Source organism: Legionella nagasakiensis, assembly GCF_900639915.1.
GTDB lineage: Bacteria > Pseudomonadota > Gammaproteobacteria > Legionellales > Legionellaceae > Legionella_A > Legionella_A nagasakiensis.
In genome coordinates this window covers 81,850-98,267 of record NZ_CAAAID010000008.1, presented here as the reverse complement: position 1 = coordinate 98,267, position 16,418 = coordinate 81,850, and the positions used below count along the sequence as shown (strand labels likewise).

The window sequence follows — 16,418 nt, the reverse complement described above, 5'->3', positions numbered from 1 at the left end:
GGGATTATGAAAACAAACTCTAGAATACCTGCTCTTATTGTTGTCACTATCCTAGTCGGAATCAGTTCAGGGATTGGTGGTATGTTGTTGGCTTTACTTCTTCGCTCTATTCAACATCTAGCATATGGTTACAGTCCTTGGCAAGTCATCAGCAATGAAACCTTTCTAGAAGGTGTCCTTGCTTCCTCTCCCCAACGACGAGTTTTCATTCTTACCTTGTGTGGCATCATTGCTGGCGGCGGATGGTGGTTACTATACCGCTATGGCAAACCTTTAGTCAGTATAGGAGATGCGATAAAAAATAAACAATCCATGCCAAGATGGACAACCATCATCCATGCACTACTACAAATCATTACCATCGCATTGGGTTCCCCTCTTGGCCGTGAAACAGCCCCCCGAGAAATCAGTGCCGTTTTTGCCGAACAACTTTCAGCCAAAGCTGGGCTCAGTATCAAAGAGACAAAAATCATGCTTGCCTGTGGCGCTGGTGCAGGTTTCGCAGCAGTGTATAACGTTCCACTGGCTGGTGCCTTATTTGTTTTGGAGGTGTTGTTATGCACACTTAACTGGTCCGTTTTAATCCCGGCCTTTGCTACCTCAACCATCGCTGTCGTCGTATCCTGGATTGGTCTTGGAAATAACCCCCAATATTTCCTCACGACTTATACGGTTAGTCATACCTTGACCATTTGGTCGATTCTTTCTGGCCCTGTATTTGGCCTGGCTGCTTATTGGTTTATTCGCATCGCCAACGTCTTTCGTCACCAAGCACCCAAAGGCGAGTGGTCCTTGCCCTTATTATGTCTGCTTAATTTTATTGCGATTGGTTTTTTGGCGGTTTATTTTCCTGCTATCCTCGGAAATGGCAAAAGTCCGGTACAACTGGAATTCGACGATGCCATAGGTATTGGACTCAGTTGCACACTGCTCATACTTAGAGTGTTAATTACTTGGTCAAGTCTCAGAGCAGGCAGTCATGGTGGCCTACTGACCCCTTCATTGGCCAATGGAGCATTATTGGGCGTAGTCCTTGGTGGTTTATGGAGTTTATTATGGCCTGGTTCTTCAATGAATGCTTTTGCAATCGTAGGTGCCACAGCTTTTCTCGCAGCCGCACAAAAGATGCCGCTCACAGCGATCGTACTCATATTTGAATTCACTCATATGAAACTCAGCTTTCTTGTGCCACTCCTATTTGCTGTGGCGGGAGCAATGGCCGTATTTCATTTATGCTCAAACCGAACCATTAAGACATTATGAACTCTCAAAAAATCCACGAGCATTTTACGATTCCGCTGCTTACCTGGTTTCATCACCATGGACGCAAGAATCTGCCTTGGCAAAAGCCAGGAGATGCTTACGCCGTCTGGATCTCCGAAATCATGTTGCAACAAACCCAAGTCAAAACCGTCATTCCTTATTTTCTGCGCTTTATGGATAGTTTCCCCAATATGCATGCTCTAGCCGCGGCGATGGAAGACCACGTATTAGCCCATTGGTCTGGTCTTGGCTACTACAGTCGTGCAAGAAATTTACATAAAACGGCTAAAATCATTTGCAACGATTTTCAAGGTCATTTTCCTGAGCAAGTAGACGCATTAATAAAACTACCCGGCATTGGTCCATCGACTGCTGCCGCCATTACTTCCCTGGCCTTTAACAAGCCTACCGCTATTTTGGATGGCAATGTCAAACGAGTTTTATGCCGTTATTTTTTAATTGCAGGCCCCATAGAGCAAACTGCCGTCAACCGTCAACTCTGGCAACTTGCCCAGCAATGCATGCCATCTCATGATTGTGCCGCTTACACGCAAGCCATTATGGATTTAGGAGCAACATGCTGCACGATAAAAAATCCAAATTGCGCAAATTGTCCATTACATAAGACGTGTCGAGCGTATCAAACCAATAAAGCGACCAGTTACCCGCATAAAAAATTAAAAAAGATAAAACCAGTTAAAGAACAACAATTCTTACTCATGCATACCAAAAACGATTTACTTTATCTTGAAAAACAACCACCTTCAGGTTTATGGGGTAGTTTATGGTGCATGCCACGAATTGATAAAACAAGTTGTCCAGTCAATCATGTTCTTACGACTTACGGCTTAGAAACTGAAACGATGAACGAACTTCTAACCATGAAGCACACGTTCAGTCATTTTCATTTAAACATTGAAGCTTTTTCCTTACAAGTAAAGCCACTGGTTAATAACAGCATCGCAGAATCTCCCGGACATTGGTTCGCAGTGCAAGACATCAAACACCTTGGACTCGCAAAACCCATACAAGTGATTATCAATCATTTTTTAACAACCAAATGTCATTCTAAAAAGCAAAGCGATGGTTTAATAACTTAGACTATAATGATTTTCATTTTTATTAAATGTTCGGCATTAAGGAATCTCTATCTGAGGACGGGTTATCTGCCTTAATTTTATCGAGAAGTTTTTTGGTTCTCGTACTAATGACCCCAACCATGATTTCTTTTCTTTGTTGATGGCTGAGCGGACTTAATGCCCGCTCTACTGCCTTCGCAGCTGTTTTAGCCCTACCATTCTCAATTTTTAACAATCGTTCTAATGCGTCAAGTTTTGCTTGTTTCCGAGCTTTGTTTGGGTAAGGAAATATACTTGTTATTTCACTTCGCCAGTTGTTACAAAGAATAGTGGTGCCGAATTTATGGGGAACTGTTCGTTTCCATTGGGCTTGTAAATTTTCAACATTAATTAAAGGAGGTACGGTTTGCTGATTTAATTGGTTTAATTCCTTTTTTAAAGCAGTGAATTCTGGAGAACCTGGAGGAGGAACTTCTTGTAAAGCCAATAATCCAACACCCTGCTGAGCCATCTTGTAGATATACCTCGCCATTTGTTTCATGCGCTCATTGCCGTCAACGGTTGGTTCTAATGCACGTGTGGTTCCAAATAATGCTTGTGCTACTGGAGGCGCCAAAGGCGACCCGGGATTTAGGATATTCATGGTTGCGATGGTACCAACGGCCGTATTTTGAATCATCGGTGGATGGTCAGTGGTGGGGTACCGTTTACCATCTGTTCCTACTATCATCGGTACATCTAATTGAATATGGTGCCCAGGCATGAGATTTCCTATGATTTATTTTATATTATAAATATATATACATAATAATTTATAAAAAATCATTTTGAATAAAAAATGATTTATATGTTTGTCTAATAAAAAATGCCAATCTAAAGCAAAAGCCAATTTGTAAAATGAGTTGATCATTTGCATAACCTGTTGACAATCACGTGCATGAAGCGAAAAATGGTGATGATTTTTTGTGAGAGTGAGCATGACAATATTTTTTATCCTACTACTTGGCCTTACAGGATTAATCTGGGCCGCGAATCATCTGATTACTGGTGCGAGCGGCATCGCTATTCATTACCGCATCACACCATTGGTTGTGGGCTTAACGATCGTTGCCCTCGCTACATCTGCCCCGGAAATGACGATTGCTATCTTTTCTTCTATGGAGGGCCGTAACGATTTGGCACTAGGGAATGCGGTAGGCTCCAATATTGCCAACATAGGTTTGATTCTGGGTATTATTATCTTGTTAAGGCCTTTGACAACACGTTCTTTGCTTTTACGGCGCGAATATCCACTGCTTTTTTTAAGCATGCTGTTTACTTATTCTTTAATGATTGACGGCTATTTTAGTGTTTTGGATGGTTGCTTATTAATACTGGCTTGTATTATTTTAATTGGTTATTTTGTTTTTATGGCACAACATTCAAGTCATGATGTATTTGCCAGGGAATTCAAACAACACATGGTCACCACCCGTTCCATGAAAGCAAATATACTAAGTTTCTTGCTGGGATTAATTGTACTTCCCCTTAGCGCTCACTTTGTTGTGAGTAGTACAGTACAATTAGCAACCTGGTTTGGTATTAATGAATTGAAAATTGGCCTGACGATTATTGCCATTGGTACGAGCTTACCGCAAATAACCACGTCATTAGTTGCTGCATTTAAACGCTTAGACGATATTGCAGTTGGCAACATACTTGGCTCTAATATGTATAACTTGCTATTAGTGATGGCTTTTCCTGGAATTCTAAATCCATCGGCCATTAATCATGCCATTCTTTGGCGGGACATTCCTATTATGTTTTTTATTACTGGAATATTGCTAGTACTGAATTATCGGGAGAAAAAAACGATGACTCGTTGGCATGGCGGCTTACTGCTTCTCATTTATGGATGCTATATTTTATCGCTCATTGTTCATGCATGATGAGCGATAAAATATATTTAGAATTATTTTGCTTGGCTTAATATTTTCAAGGCGGCAATCGCATCTGGCTGGCCGGCATTGGCAGCACACCTAATCCAATAATACGATTCTTGCAGAATCTCCTGGACATTAGTTTGCAGCGCAAGACATCAATCACCTCGGACTTGCAAAACCTATACGAATTATTATTGATCATTTTTAATGACCAAATTTCATCATAAATAGAATGATTAAAAAATAAAAAATGATAAAAATAAATTACAATCGATGGTCAGGACTATGATCTTCTTCAGGAGTAGCGCTTGCTTCAAGAGTATATTGTGGTTCATAAACAAGCCGCGCAACTTCTCTTAAAAATTTTCGCTCACTTTCTGTTTGTTCATCTTCCATCTTAATGTGTAATACAACTGCTTCTAATTTTTCTGCGACGACCTTTGGCTCAAAGCGATCGGCAGTGACTAGGGAAATTAATTCAGGTAAGTGCGTTGTATACTTGACTCTGGCATCATCTCTTAATGCCTGCATGTCATCACGTTCACTTAAATTAAATGTATTTCTTATTACTTGTCTTACAGTATCTCGAATATTCATCATGAAAGCTCTCTCTTTGCTATTATTAAACATTATTCCTTAATGACGAGCAGATAATCCAACATCTTCATAGCGCAACTCATCCTCACGATGCATTCTCTCCATTTCAGCTCGATAATCAAGTTCATCACCTTCCTGCAAAATAGGCGCTGGTGATGAAGCAATTGCATGCTCCAGTTGTGCAAGACAATGAGTCAACGATGGTCGCTCATCCGGATTTTGCGCCTGCATGCCATTTAATAAGTCAATGATGTCATCCCCAAGCTGATCTTGATAAGGTGAAAAATCATAAGGTTGTGAAACATACTGTGCAACAAATAATTCTAAATTAGGATTAGAATGGTGATTCGATAATGGTGATGTGAAAAACGCATCGCCTAAATTTTTTGCTCTTTCAAAAGCGATTTGCATATCCCGCCGCAATATTGGATCATCGAGCGTTTCAAATACTTTTAACATTCTAGTTTTAACCAATTCATTTTTATCAAGACCCAATATTTCGGCGACAATAGAGGTCACGGCAAATACATCTAACTGTGGCTGTGAAATTGTACCTCTCAAATATTCAGGAGGCATTTCAAACGCAAAAATAGAAGTATAAATATTCTCATATTTCATATGAGTACCATGAGTTTCAGCACAGCCAAAATCAATAATACGCATTTTCTTCTCGACAGGATCAAATAATATGTTAGGTAATTTTAAATCATTATGAGTAATACCTCCGTCATGAACGCTCTTTAAATTTGCCAAAAGATCTTTGGCCATACACAATCTTTCATGACGTGTTAATCCCTGATGAGAACTTAAGTACTTATCCAATTGCACGCCTGGAATGAGTGGCATCGCCAAATAACTATAACGCCCCTTTTCAAAGCGCTCAAAATGACCATCTGGATAAGCTGCTCTAAAATTTTGATGTTCTTTATCTAGGCTGAGGGCATTCTCAATGCTTGTTTTTTTGACTGCAACTGGCTCGCTAATGACAATTTTATCATCAACAAGAGAATAATGCCGACCAGCATACACACTACCCCAATTACCTGCACCAAGTGGCTCAGGATTTAATTTATAAAATCCTGTACTAGTACGCAAAATTGTGGGATCATCTTTTCTAGGGCTTTCTGCCAATATTTTCCTTGCTGCTGTCTCAGAAACTAAAGGTTCAACCCTGGGAAGTCCTTCAATTCCCGCTTGCTCGCTTAACGATTGCAAAATATAGTCATTAGCAAGATACTCCGGCTTTTTATGGATGACATTCGCTAATGCCTGATAGTATTCCTGTTCTTGTTCTGGTGTAATATGCCGCAGATCAACGCCCAAATCTTTCAGTGCATCCTCGCAGATTGAATAAAGCCGACTGCCAAAGAAAACTCCTTTCCTCGGTGAAAGCCATCCATATTCTGAAGCAATATTTTTTTTATTAAGCAACAAAAGACCAATAAACGCTTTATCATCATAAGTGGATAAATCAGTAAAAGTTTTAACAAGCTCTTGAAATGACTGATGCATTTCTGCCCTTTTTGTTCCTGGTTTTGGATGGTATTTAGCAAGCTGATTTAAAGTAGATAAAAAGCTTGCTTGCCCCGTAGCAGGGTAATCAACCACTGGATGCTCGCGCCTGAGTTTTGCAAGATAAGTTTCACCATTATGACTTTTGCTTTGCAGTACCGCACATAATTTCTGCTGTTCCTCTGCCGTTTTAACCTCTAGTATCATGCGATCTGTAATTTCATATGCTCCAGCCGTTAAAAGCTTAGCTAATAATGTTTTTTTCCCAAGCTTGAAAAAAGGGTCAAATTTAAATTCTTCTAATAGTGTTAATGCCTTATCAAATTGCTTAACTGAAACATGCCAGAGAAACTCCTGCCGTTTAAGATGCTGAACAATAAGACCACGTGGATAATCATCTATGACATATTGGTGCAGGGATTTTCCTTTAAATTCACTGGACATGCCTATGTTATGTTTAACAATCAACTCAAACGCTTCCTTTTCTTGCCCGGATTGTAAAAAGCGGACAACTTCTGATTGATAATAGTAGTGAACAAAAACACCTTCTTGATCATAGTCTTTGGCATGTTGCCAAAGGGGTTTTCCTGCAAATTCATCATCCATGTTTATGAGGCTCTCATGAGCCATCATAATATCCAGCGCCTTCTTTTGCTCTCCTGCTTTTAAAAGACGAATTACCTCACAGTGGTAATTTGCACGAACCACCTGTGATACAAAATCAAATTTTTCTAAGACGTCTCTATTAAGCCGTTGAAATTTTTCCTGGATTGCAGAAGAACGCAACTGTTCACCTAAACGTTGATACTCAGCCTCTGTGGTTGCCTCGCGTAAAAGGCGCAATGTTTCATCAATATCTGGGTCATTTCTAGATGCTTCCCGTATTGCTGCATCATAATTTTGTATTAGGGTTTGCTTATGGCTGAGACATTCATACACCATCATTTTACCGCTACTTAATGCTTCACCAAAAGATTGGTCTCCAGTAGCACCCGTTAAAGGACCAGATAAAGCATTACAAGCAATCATAGAGGTATGTGACATACCACTGGCATAAATAACCCGATAGGCTTTGCCGCCTTCTCCGGCATCATACAAAACCTCTTCTGCACCGCTCTCTGAATTATAAAAGCTAATGCGTTTAAACCCATCGGCAATAAGTTTGTCTTTAATGCTTTCCAAAGCAGCGCGTTTATCAGCCTGGCTTTTACCCACCATCACAACGTCTTGGTTTTTGTCGCTGGTTTTACAGAATTCACGATGAATTTGCAGAAAATGGGCAGCTGGTTTTTTACCAGAGGTATAAGTATCATGACTGTATTGCATACACAGTTCAGTTGTTTCCTGATAGCGAGCAATGTCTACGGCGCATAAAAGAGGTCTACGAACCTTTTCATCTAATTGGCTTACCAATTCTTCAGGAGGCGCAGGATGAACCAAGGCGTCACTAAGCAAGATTCCACACTCGGCAGCGTCTTCTTTAAATCCTGAATAAATGGTACTAGCGTATTCAAGGTGAGAACACTGCCGTTGACGATAGCGGCGATGAAAAGCAATTCCCGCCCTGTTTGATTCACTATTATAGCCATATTCTGGTATCATAATAAGTGGTACTCGACCGTCCGTATTCTCTAAGGCGCCATCAATTCTTTCCATCAACTCAGCCTGAAAAACGGGCGCTTCGATGAGCGTGCCCACTTCAATTTCTTTTGTGTCTACTTTTACTCGCAATTCATCTGGTGTTAAAACATCCACGCCAAATTCAACATCACCCTTGAGAGAGCGAATTTTTTGTTGTCCACTTGGCTGAGTAACCAGATAAACAGGCGGTACGGTTGCACCAGCATCAGCATACTGCTTTCTTAATTGCTCCGATAATTTTAAGGCAAATAAAAAATCTCCATAACCACCAAAACCATCACTTACTGCAATTAAAATAGCTTTTGGTTTAGGAATACGAGATGAAGTAGCTTCAGCTGTAACTTCCAATTCTGCACGAACATCTTGCCTAGAAAGCACCATAGCACATTCAATAATTCTCTGATGACATAATTAACATCTAGTCTATAAAAACCAATTTGTAAAATTAGTTGATCATTTGCAGAACCTGTTGACAACCATGTGCATGAGGCGAAAAATGGTGATGATTTTTTGTGGGAGTGAGCATGACAATATTTTTTATCCCAGGTCATTAGTAGCGGCATTTAAACGCTTAGATGATATTGCAGTTGGCAATATACTTGGCTCTAATATGTAAATATATTTAGAATTATTTTGCTTGGCTTAATATTTTCAAGGCGGCAATCGCATCTGGCTGGCCGGCATTGGCAGCACACCTAATCCAATAAATCGCCTTTTTCCTATCTTCAACAACACCTTGTCCATAATAATACATATACCCAACAGCGTACTGGGCATCTGGCTGTCCTTTTTCGGCTTCTGGTTTTAGTCGTATAAATGCCTGGCGGTAATCCTGAACTTGAAAACTTTTAATTCCTTCTTGCAAATTAAGTTGAGTCACCGTACAACCATTTAACAAAAACACAAAACTGATAAAAATAAAAATCCGGGATCTAGGAAACATACACTCTATTCCTTTATTAGCGGCTTAGCAGGTGGTTCAAAGATTAATTCATTTTTAGGTAAACTTAAACTTTCAATTGTTCCATGATGACTGACTAAAACTCCCTGAGGTGTAATCCGTTTAATCACAACGCCGCCTGGTAAAGAATCTCCTATATGATACACTTGCTCCTTACCACTTGCTGTACTGATAATTACCTTTGAATCCTGCTCGTTTTCAGCAAAAATAATACCAACCACATTAAGATTTAACATCGACTGTTTAATGTCAGCATCGTTTAAATTAGCAGGAACGTATTCACCAAAAAAAGGCGTATTTAACCGGTTTGCTAACGAGTCTTGGTTGACTTCACCACGTTTTATTTGAGGTGCTATCATCTGAAAACTCGTGGAGTCTTTAGGGAAGATAACAGGCCTAATACCGACTATTATTTGCCACGCAATCAATACGATAAAACCAATCGCTAATAATTTGGGCACCTCAGGTTTCAATAAAACTGCTTTTATTTCTGAGAACACCTATTTTTCCTTTGGAATTTGTTAACAAGCTCGTAACTGCTCATCCCGATATAAAGATCTTGGAGAACACTCTCATCATACCCCACTTGCCATCAGATTGGTATGCAAAGAAACTTTTAGACGTTACTATTGTTTAAATAATCGTTTAGTGCTTCTGGTCTGGTCGGTGACTTAAAATAAAATCCTTGCGCAAAATCACAGCCATGTTTGATAATAAAACTTTTTTGACGTTCATTCTCCACACCTTCTGCCAGAACCTGTAAATTAAGTTTGTGTCCGAGATTAATCACGGCTTTAACAATTGCTGCGTCATGTACATCACTCGCTAAATCATGAATAAACGATTTATCAATTTTTAATTTATCAAGAGGAAATTGCTTTAAATAAGCCAAGCTAGAATAACCTGTGCCAAAATCATCTATCGCAAGCTTAAGTCCAATCTCTTTAAACTGATGCATGACCTTAACTGCCTGAGCAATATTTTTGATAAACAAACTTTCTGTCAACTCCAATTCAAGATATTTTGGTGACAGTCCTGTTTTTTGCAACATATGATCAATCAACTGTGGGAAACTCGGTTGGTGTAACTGTCGACCTGAAATGTTTACGGCCACGGTTAAATCAGTAAAGCCTTGTTTATGCCAATGCATGATTTGCATACAAGCTTCCTCAAGCACCCATTCACCAATATCGATAATCAAACCATTTTTTTCTGCAACAGGAATAAAATTTAATGGAGAAATATTCCCAAGAACTGGATTGTCCCAGCGCAGTAACGCTTCAAAGCCGATTAAGCAATGTTTTTTTATGTCAATCAGCGGCTGATAAACAAGATAAAATTCAGAATTTTGCAAGGCGTGTTTTAAAGCATGTTCTATTTGCATTTGATTTGTTGTGCATCGATTGGTTTCTATGCTATTGACTGTTGATTCAAAAAAAGTACACAACAGCAATAAGGAATGTTCAAGTTCAGGCGTGTTTACTGGGAACAGTGAATTAATCGACAAACGTTCACTCAATGATTCATCGTGTCCTTGTTTCAGTTCCGATTTGTCATACCATTGTTCTAGCAAAGAAGCGACTTCCGAAAGAATTGACAATAACCCCATCTCTTCACAAATGTTTATTAATGAAGGCTCTTTCCCTTGCTTTTTTATACGTGCAGCAATGGCTGCAACTTTTTCAAAATTGATTTCTTGCTTACCCATTCATCCCTCCCTAGAATGATATTCTTTAACTATTAAAGGTGCACGAGCAGTCACACTTTAGTGATTAAAAACAAATATACTTGATTTAATTTTATACTATTTTTAAACATCTTGAATGATAATAGATCTCAGAATGGAGTTTTTATGGACAACAAACACTTTGATACACGTGCAATTCATGCCGGTCAAGAACCAGATCCCAACACAGGTGCAGTCATGACACCAATTTACGCAACATCAACTTACAGACAAACTTCGCCAGGGGTCCATCAGGGATATGAATATTCACGCACACAAAACCCGACTCGTACTGCTTATGAAGCCTGTATCGCTAGTCTTGAATCAGGTTTCAGAGGATTTGCTTTTGCCTCTGGCATGGCGGCCATTAATACGGTGATTGATCTACTTGATGCAGGTGATCATGTCATTGCAATGGATGATCTCTACGGAGGCACCTATCGTCTATTCGATAAAGTAAAAACCCGTACATCCAATCTTTCTTTTTCTTTTGTAGACATGCGTCATCCAGAATATATTGAGCAAGCCATTTGCCCACAAACTCGAATGATCTGGCTGGAAACCCCTTCAAATCCCATGCTTAAGCTTGCTGATCTACGCAAAATTGCAGCCATTGCCAAACGCCATAATCTTATTAGCGTGGTTGACAATACCTTTGCCACCCCCTGGATTCAACGACCATTAGAATTGGGTTATGATTTGGTATTGCATTCTGCGACAAAATATTTAAATGGTCATTCAGATGTTATTAGTGGCGTCATTATCGTAGGAGATAATCCGGAACTGGCTGAAAAATTGGCCTTTCTCCAGAATTCCTGCGGTGGAATAGCGGCACCATTTGATAGTTTTTTGGTCCTCAGAAGTTTAAAAACACTGTCGCTGCGCATGCAAAGGCATTGCGAAAATGCCATGGCTTTAGCTCAGTGGTTAGAGAGCCATCCAGGCATTCAAACAGTAATCTACCCGGGTCTTGCAAGTCATCCACAACACCTTCTGGCTAAAGAGCAAATGCATGCGTTTGGTGGTATGATTTCTATGGTCATTGATGGAGGTCTTGAGCGTGCAAAGCACTTCTTATCCAGATGTGAATTATTCACTTTAGCGGAAAGTTTAGGTGGAGTCGAAAGCCTAATCGAGCATCCAGCCATCATGACTCATGCTTCCATACCCGCTGAAAAACGTAAATTATTAGGAATTGAAGACGGCTTCATCCGTCTGTCAGTTGGTATTGAATATATAGAAGATCTTAAGGCTGACCTTGCCTATGCTTTGACTTGATTTTTCTCTTTCCTAAAAAATACCAACCTCCCTTTAATGAAAGGGAGGAATAAGTTTAATTTGCGTAAAGAGACATTTGCTCACAAATCGATCCAATCTTTCTTTAGATCTCTAATCCGCTGCGCTTCCAATACAAACGTTCTGAAATAATCATAAGACATGTAAAAGTCGCCATGATTACCTCGCTTTTCTCCCCATGAATTTCGCAAAGTGAGTAAACCTCGGTATTCACGTCCTTCTTCATCGATGGCAATGGCATCGTCATCATAACCAGTAATAACCATTTCATGCCCTGCCACACTATCACTTAAATAGACATCACGTGCAATTTCTGTAGTTAACACCCAAGTATCATTATTTGCATGATATTTACCCACAGCACCTGCTGTTCCTAACTCAACGTCAATCAGTAAAGAACCAAAAGTCACTCGATCACCTGCATTGAGGGCTTTCTTAATATGTTCAAGCGTTTTGTTTGTATCTGTTCTATCTCTCGTGGCAGAGTCAACATCAAGAATCGGCGACCACGTAATCTGCTCTCTTGGCAGCGGTTCACTAATTTTATGATAATCGGATAAAGACATTTCTGTTTCTGGATCAGCATCCAAAAGAGGATATTCCGTTAAACCACCGCAACCATAGGCTCTTTGCTGCTCTTTATTAACAATGCCAAATAACACCATTTGATTTAATACATTCGCGCCATAAGAACCATTCCAACCACTGCGCCCATAGGCGTTGTATTCAAGATGACGACCTAATTGCAATTGACATAATTGACTCACATAATCACCCTTACCCAACGCCGCATCAACCGCTGCTGTATTGGCAAAGGTAACACAGGAACCATGATTTCCTTGATTTAAGACGGGAACGTCATTCATCCCTAACTGAATTCTAGGTGGGTACTTCGATGAGGAAAGAAGATAGTCATGATGCTTGCTTTGATTTTGTGCGCGATTATGAATGACTTGCAATGCCTCATTGGACAACTTAATTTTTAATAAGGTCACTTCTTCTGAACCTGAATGACTACGAATCTGAGCAGGTTGGATTGGCTGATGGATAGTCCCCACAATTTCAACATTGCTTGCAAATACACTGCCATTTGCAAATGCCATAGAAACAAATAGTGTTGTTAACTTCATGTAAAACCTCTCCTGTTTAGTGATAAAAATCCAAATACCATTTTACAAAACGTGCAATGCCTTCCTTAATATCGATTTTCGCCAAATATCCCAAATCTCGTTCTAGTTTCGCTGTATCTGCATGCGTTGCCAATACATCGCCATCTTGCATAGGCAGGAATTCTTTAATAGCCTCTTTCCCAGTTGCTAATTCAATTGCATGAATATAATCCATTAAATTTACAGGATTTCCATGACCAATATTATAAATTCGATACGGCGCATGACTGCTTGCCGGATCAGGTATTTCAGCCGACCAACTTGGATCAGACGTCGCCGGATTATTAATCGCTAAAGAAATACCAGCCACAATATCATCAATGTATGTAAAATCACGCTGCATATGGCCATGGTTATAAATTTTAATTGGATGACCGGCAAGAATATCGCGAGTAAATGAAAAAAACGCCATATCGGGTCTTCCCCATGGCCCATATACCGTAAAAAAACGAAGTCCTGTGGTTGGTAATTGATACAAGTGGGCATAAGAATGTGCGATCAATTCATTCGCTTTTTTAGTCGCCGCGTAAATAGCCAACGGATGATTTGTCCCATCACTTTCCGAATAAGGCTGCTTACTATTAGCACCATAGACAGAACTGGTTGATGCATACACAAGATGTTCAACCTGATGATGACGGCAAGCTTCGATGACATTGGTAAAACCAACGACGTTGGACTGAACATAAGCATGTGGATTTTTCAGAGAATAACGAACGCCTGCCTGGGCTGCCAAATTAACAACCCGTTGTGGCCGATGGTTCGCAAAAATTTCATCGACTTTTCTTTGCTCACTAATATCTGCTTCATAAAAAATAAACTGTTCATATTGCTGTAATTGCTCTAAGCGCGCCAGCTTCAGACGAACGTCATAATAATCATTCAGGTTATCAATACCAACAACAAGGTCCCCTTGCTGTAAACGCTCTTGAGCCAAGTGATAACCAATAAATCCTGCACTTCCAGTAATTAACAACTGCATTATAAAACCTTATACTTATAATCCTTGCAGTATACCCCCTCTTATCTTCTGTGCAAACTTCTTATATCAACAGAACTTACAAAAATCGCTAAGGTTAAAGCAAAAAGAAATTTTGATGCAGTAAAGTTTCTTTATTAACGTTAAAATTGACGGTTTTTCGTAACTTCGCTCCATTTAAAAGTTGGCTCATATACGGTTATACTTGCATCTTTACCGCCATGAAGGTCAAAAGATGTCATCATTACAACAAATCATTGAATACTACTTCGAACAACGGCAACAACTCTCAAAAGCCACAACTTCTCCTGAACTTATCAATGCCATTGAAGAAGTCTTAAACGGCCTCGATACTGGACATTTGCGCGTTGCCGAAAAAATAGATCAAGAATGGGCTGTTCATCAATGGATAAAAAAAGCCGTGCTTTTGTCTTTCAGACTCTATCCAAATCAAATCATTGAATCAGGTTTCTGTCAATTTTATGATAAAATTTCTCTTAAATTTAATAAATTAAGCACTGAAGAATATAATAAGCTTGGAGTAAGAATTGTCCCGCATGCCATGGTTCGTCGTGGTGCATTTATTGGGAAAAATAGCGTACTCATGCCCTCTTACGTCAACATTGGTGCTTATGTTGATGAGAATGTGATGGTTGATACATGGGCAACCGTCGGCTCTTGCGCACAAATCGGCAAAAACGTTCACTTATCCGGTGGCGTGGGGATTGGAGGCGTATTAGAACCTTTGCAAGCAAATCCCACCATCATTGAGGACGATTGTTTTATTGGTGCACGTTCTGAAGTCGTGGAAGGCGTCATTGTCGAACGCGGTTCGGTTCTTTCTATGGGCGTTTTCCTAGGACAAAGTACGAAAATATACAATCGTCTCACCGGAAATATCAGTTACGGCCGGATTCCTGCCGGTTCGGTGGTTGTGCCAGGCAACTTGCCCAGTAAAGATGGAAGCCATAGCTTATATTGCGCAGTTATCGTTAAACAAGTGGATGAAAAAACACGTGCTAAAGTCAGTATTAATGAGTTATTAAGAGATATTAAAACATGAACGCCATTCAAGAACTATTGGCCTCCCTGGTTCACTATCCATCCGTTTCACCCCAAGACGAAGGCTGTCAGGGTTTCATGATTCGCTATTTGCAAGCGGCTGGTTTTCATTGTCAGAAATTTGACAATTCTCCTGTTGCTAATTTCTTTGCTGTCATTGGCAATAGTGGACCCTTATTGATGTTTGCCGGGCATACAGACGTTGTGCCATGCGGGAATCCGGCAAAATGGTTGCACGATCCATTTGTGTTGCATCAGCGTGATGGTTTTTTATATGGTCGTGGTACCGCTGACATGAAAGGCAGTCTTGCTTGCATGCTTATCGCTGCCTCTCGATTTGTGAAAGCACACCCCACCTTTTCTGGCCGGCTTGCCTTTCTTATAACCAGCGGAGAAGAAGGGGACTATTTTGACTTAGGCACGCCTTATGTAATGTCACAATTACAGCAACAAGGCATTCATCCGAACTATTGCATTGTGGGGGAGCCATCGAGCAGCAAGCAGATTGGAGATGTTATCAAAATTGGCCGCCGCGGTTCATTAACCGCCAAAGTAACGCTGCATGGCAAACAAGGTCATGTCGCTTATCCGCATCTGGCCGAAAATCCCATTCACCGATTAAGCCCCGTTTTAACGGAATTAGTATCCACTGAATGGGATAAAGGAAATGATTTTTTCCCCCCTACCTCATTACAAGTCACCCATATTCAGTCCGGCGGACAAGCCAGTAATATTATTCCTGGTGAACTTATTCTGCAATTTAATTTCCGTTATTCAACGGAACAAAATGCCGATACATTAAAACAGGCTGTGGAAGCGTGTTTTAAACATTACAGCATTCAACCCTCTATTGAATGGCGATTAAACGGTGAGCCTTTTTTAACCTCACAAGGTCGTCTATTGGAAACCTGTATAAAGGCCATCCGCTCACGAACCGGTCAAGAACCAGAGTTATCAACCAGTGGCGGCACTTCGGATGGTCGTTTTATTTCACCCTATGGGGTAGAAGTCATTGAGCTTGGGCCAGTTAATAAAACCATACATCAAATCAATGAAAACGTTGCTCTTGCCGATTTAACAACGCTTTCTGAGATATATTATTTAATCTGCAAAGAACTCTTAGTGTAATCAAGATGTATAAGCCGTCTTCTTTACTAAAAGAGAGAAATTAGGGCGTATTAACAACACAGCGCTTTAAAAAGGGGAAGTTA

14 protein-coding genes are annotated in these 16,418 nt (G+C 40.1%); 6 read left to right on the top strand and 8 right to left on the bottom strand.

What is annotated here, in order from left to right:
• The first annotated feature begins 6 nt into the window (after positions 1-6).
• Entirely contained in the window at positions 7-1,263 is a 1,257-nt protein-coding gene (locus E1O52_RS08305) for a chloride channel protein (RefSeq protein WP_133128246.1), read from the top strand.
• Positions 1,260-2,363 (top strand): A/G-specific adenine glycosylase, encoded by a 1,104-nt coding sequence (mutY, locus tag E1O52_RS08300; protein WP_133128245.1) that lies wholly within the window; start codon positions 1,260-1,262, stop codon positions 2,361-2,363. The genes E1O52_RS08305 and mutY overlap by 4 nt, the downstream gene beginning before the upstream one ends.
• 22 nt (positions 2,364-2,385) lie before the next feature.
• Here the strand turns inward: mutY and E1O52_RS08295 are convergent, their stop codons facing one another.
• Positions 2,386-3,105: a hypothetical protein gene (locus tag E1O52_RS08295; protein ID WP_133128244.1), complete on the bottom strand. Its 720-nt coding sequence runs from the start codon at positions 3,103-3,105 to the stop codon at positions 2,386-2,388.
• A 214-nt stretch (positions 3,106-3,319) separates the two neighbouring features.
• On the opposite strand from E1O52_RS08295, the gene E1O52_RS08290 reads away from it, so the two are divergent.
• Entirely contained in the window at positions 3,320-4,270 is a 951-nt protein-coding gene (locus E1O52_RS08290; protein WP_133128243.1) for a calcium/sodium antiporter, read from the top strand.
• Between the two features lie 258 nt (positions 4,271-4,528).
• On the opposite strand, the gene E1O52_RS08285 is transcribed toward E1O52_RS08290, so the two are convergent.
• From E1O52_RS08285 to E1O52_RS08265, 5 genes are all read right to left on the bottom strand, one after another.
• Positions 4,529-4,864, bottom strand: a complete 336-nt coding sequence (locus E1O52_RS08285) for a hypothetical protein (protein WP_133128242.1) — start codon at positions 4,862-4,864, stop codon at positions 4,529-4,531.
• Positions 4,865-4,900: 36 nt separating this feature from the next.
• A complete protein-coding gene (locus E1O52_RS08280) occupies positions 4,901-8,395 on the bottom strand; it encodes a protein kinase domain-containing protein (RefSeq protein ID WP_133128241.1) in 3,495 nt (1,164 codons plus the stop codon).
• Between the two features lie 247 nt (positions 8,396-8,642).
• Positions 8,643-8,957, bottom strand: a complete 315-nt coding sequence (locus tag E1O52_RS08275) for a tetratricopeptide repeat protein (RefSeq protein WP_133128240.1) — start codon at positions 8,955-8,957, stop codon at positions 8,643-8,645.
• A 5-nt stretch (positions 8,958-8,962) separates the two neighbouring features.
• Positions 8,963-9,475, bottom strand: a complete 513-nt coding sequence (locus tag E1O52_RS08270; RefSeq protein ID WP_242602206.1) for a type II secretion system protein N — start codon at positions 9,473-9,475, stop codon at positions 8,963-8,965.
• 116 nt (positions 9,476-9,591) lie between these two features.
• The gene (locus E1O52_RS08265) at positions 9,592-10,683 is read right to left on the bottom strand and encodes a putative bifunctional diguanylate cyclase/phosphodiesterase (protein ID WP_133128239.1); all 1,092 of its coding nucleotides are present in this window, start codon (positions 10,681-10,683) and stop codon (positions 9,592-9,594) included.
• Positions 10,684-10,827: 144 nt separating this feature from the next.
• Between E1O52_RS08265 and E1O52_RS08260 the strand changes: the two genes are divergently transcribed.
• Positions 10,828-11,979, top strand: coding sequence for a trans-sulfuration enzyme family protein (locus tag E1O52_RS08260; RefSeq protein ID WP_133128238.1), 1,152 nt, complete (start codon positions 10,828-10,830; stop codon positions 11,977-11,979).
• 80 nt (positions 11,980-12,059) lie between these two features.
• Here E1O52_RS08260 and E1O52_RS08255 read toward each other — a convergent pair whose 3' ends face one another.
• Together E1O52_RS08255 and E1O52_RS08250 are read right to left on the bottom strand one after the other, a co-directional pair.
• The gene (locus E1O52_RS08255; protein ID WP_133128237.1) at positions 12,060-13,127 is read right to left on the bottom strand and encodes a C1 family peptidase; all 1,068 of its coding nucleotides are present in this window, start codon (positions 13,125-13,127) and stop codon (positions 12,060-12,062) included.
• Positions 13,128-13,143: 16 nt separating this feature from the next.
• Positions 13,144-14,148: an NAD-dependent epimerase gene (locus E1O52_RS08250; protein ID WP_133128236.1), complete on the bottom strand. Its 1,005-nt coding sequence runs from the start codon at positions 14,146-14,148 to the stop codon at positions 13,144-13,146.
• 232 nt (positions 14,149-14,380) lie between these two features.
• Between E1O52_RS08250 and dapD the strand changes: the two genes are divergently transcribed.
• Together dapD and dapE are read left to right on the top strand one after the other, a co-directional pair.
• Positions 14,381-15,208, top strand: coding sequence for a 2,3,4,5-tetrahydropyridine-2,6-dicarboxylate N-succinyltransferase (gene dapD / locus E1O52_RS08245; RefSeq protein WP_133128235.1), 828 nt, complete (start codon positions 14,381-14,383; stop codon positions 15,206-15,208).
• Positions 15,205-16,335: a succinyl-diaminopimelate desuccinylase gene (gene dapE, locus E1O52_RS08240; protein WP_133128234.1), complete on the top strand. Its 1,131-nt coding sequence runs from the start codon at positions 15,205-15,207 to the stop codon at positions 16,333-16,335. The genes dapD and dapE overlap by 4 nt, the downstream gene beginning before the upstream one ends.
• The last annotated feature ends 83 nt before the right edge of the window (positions 16,336-16,418 follow it).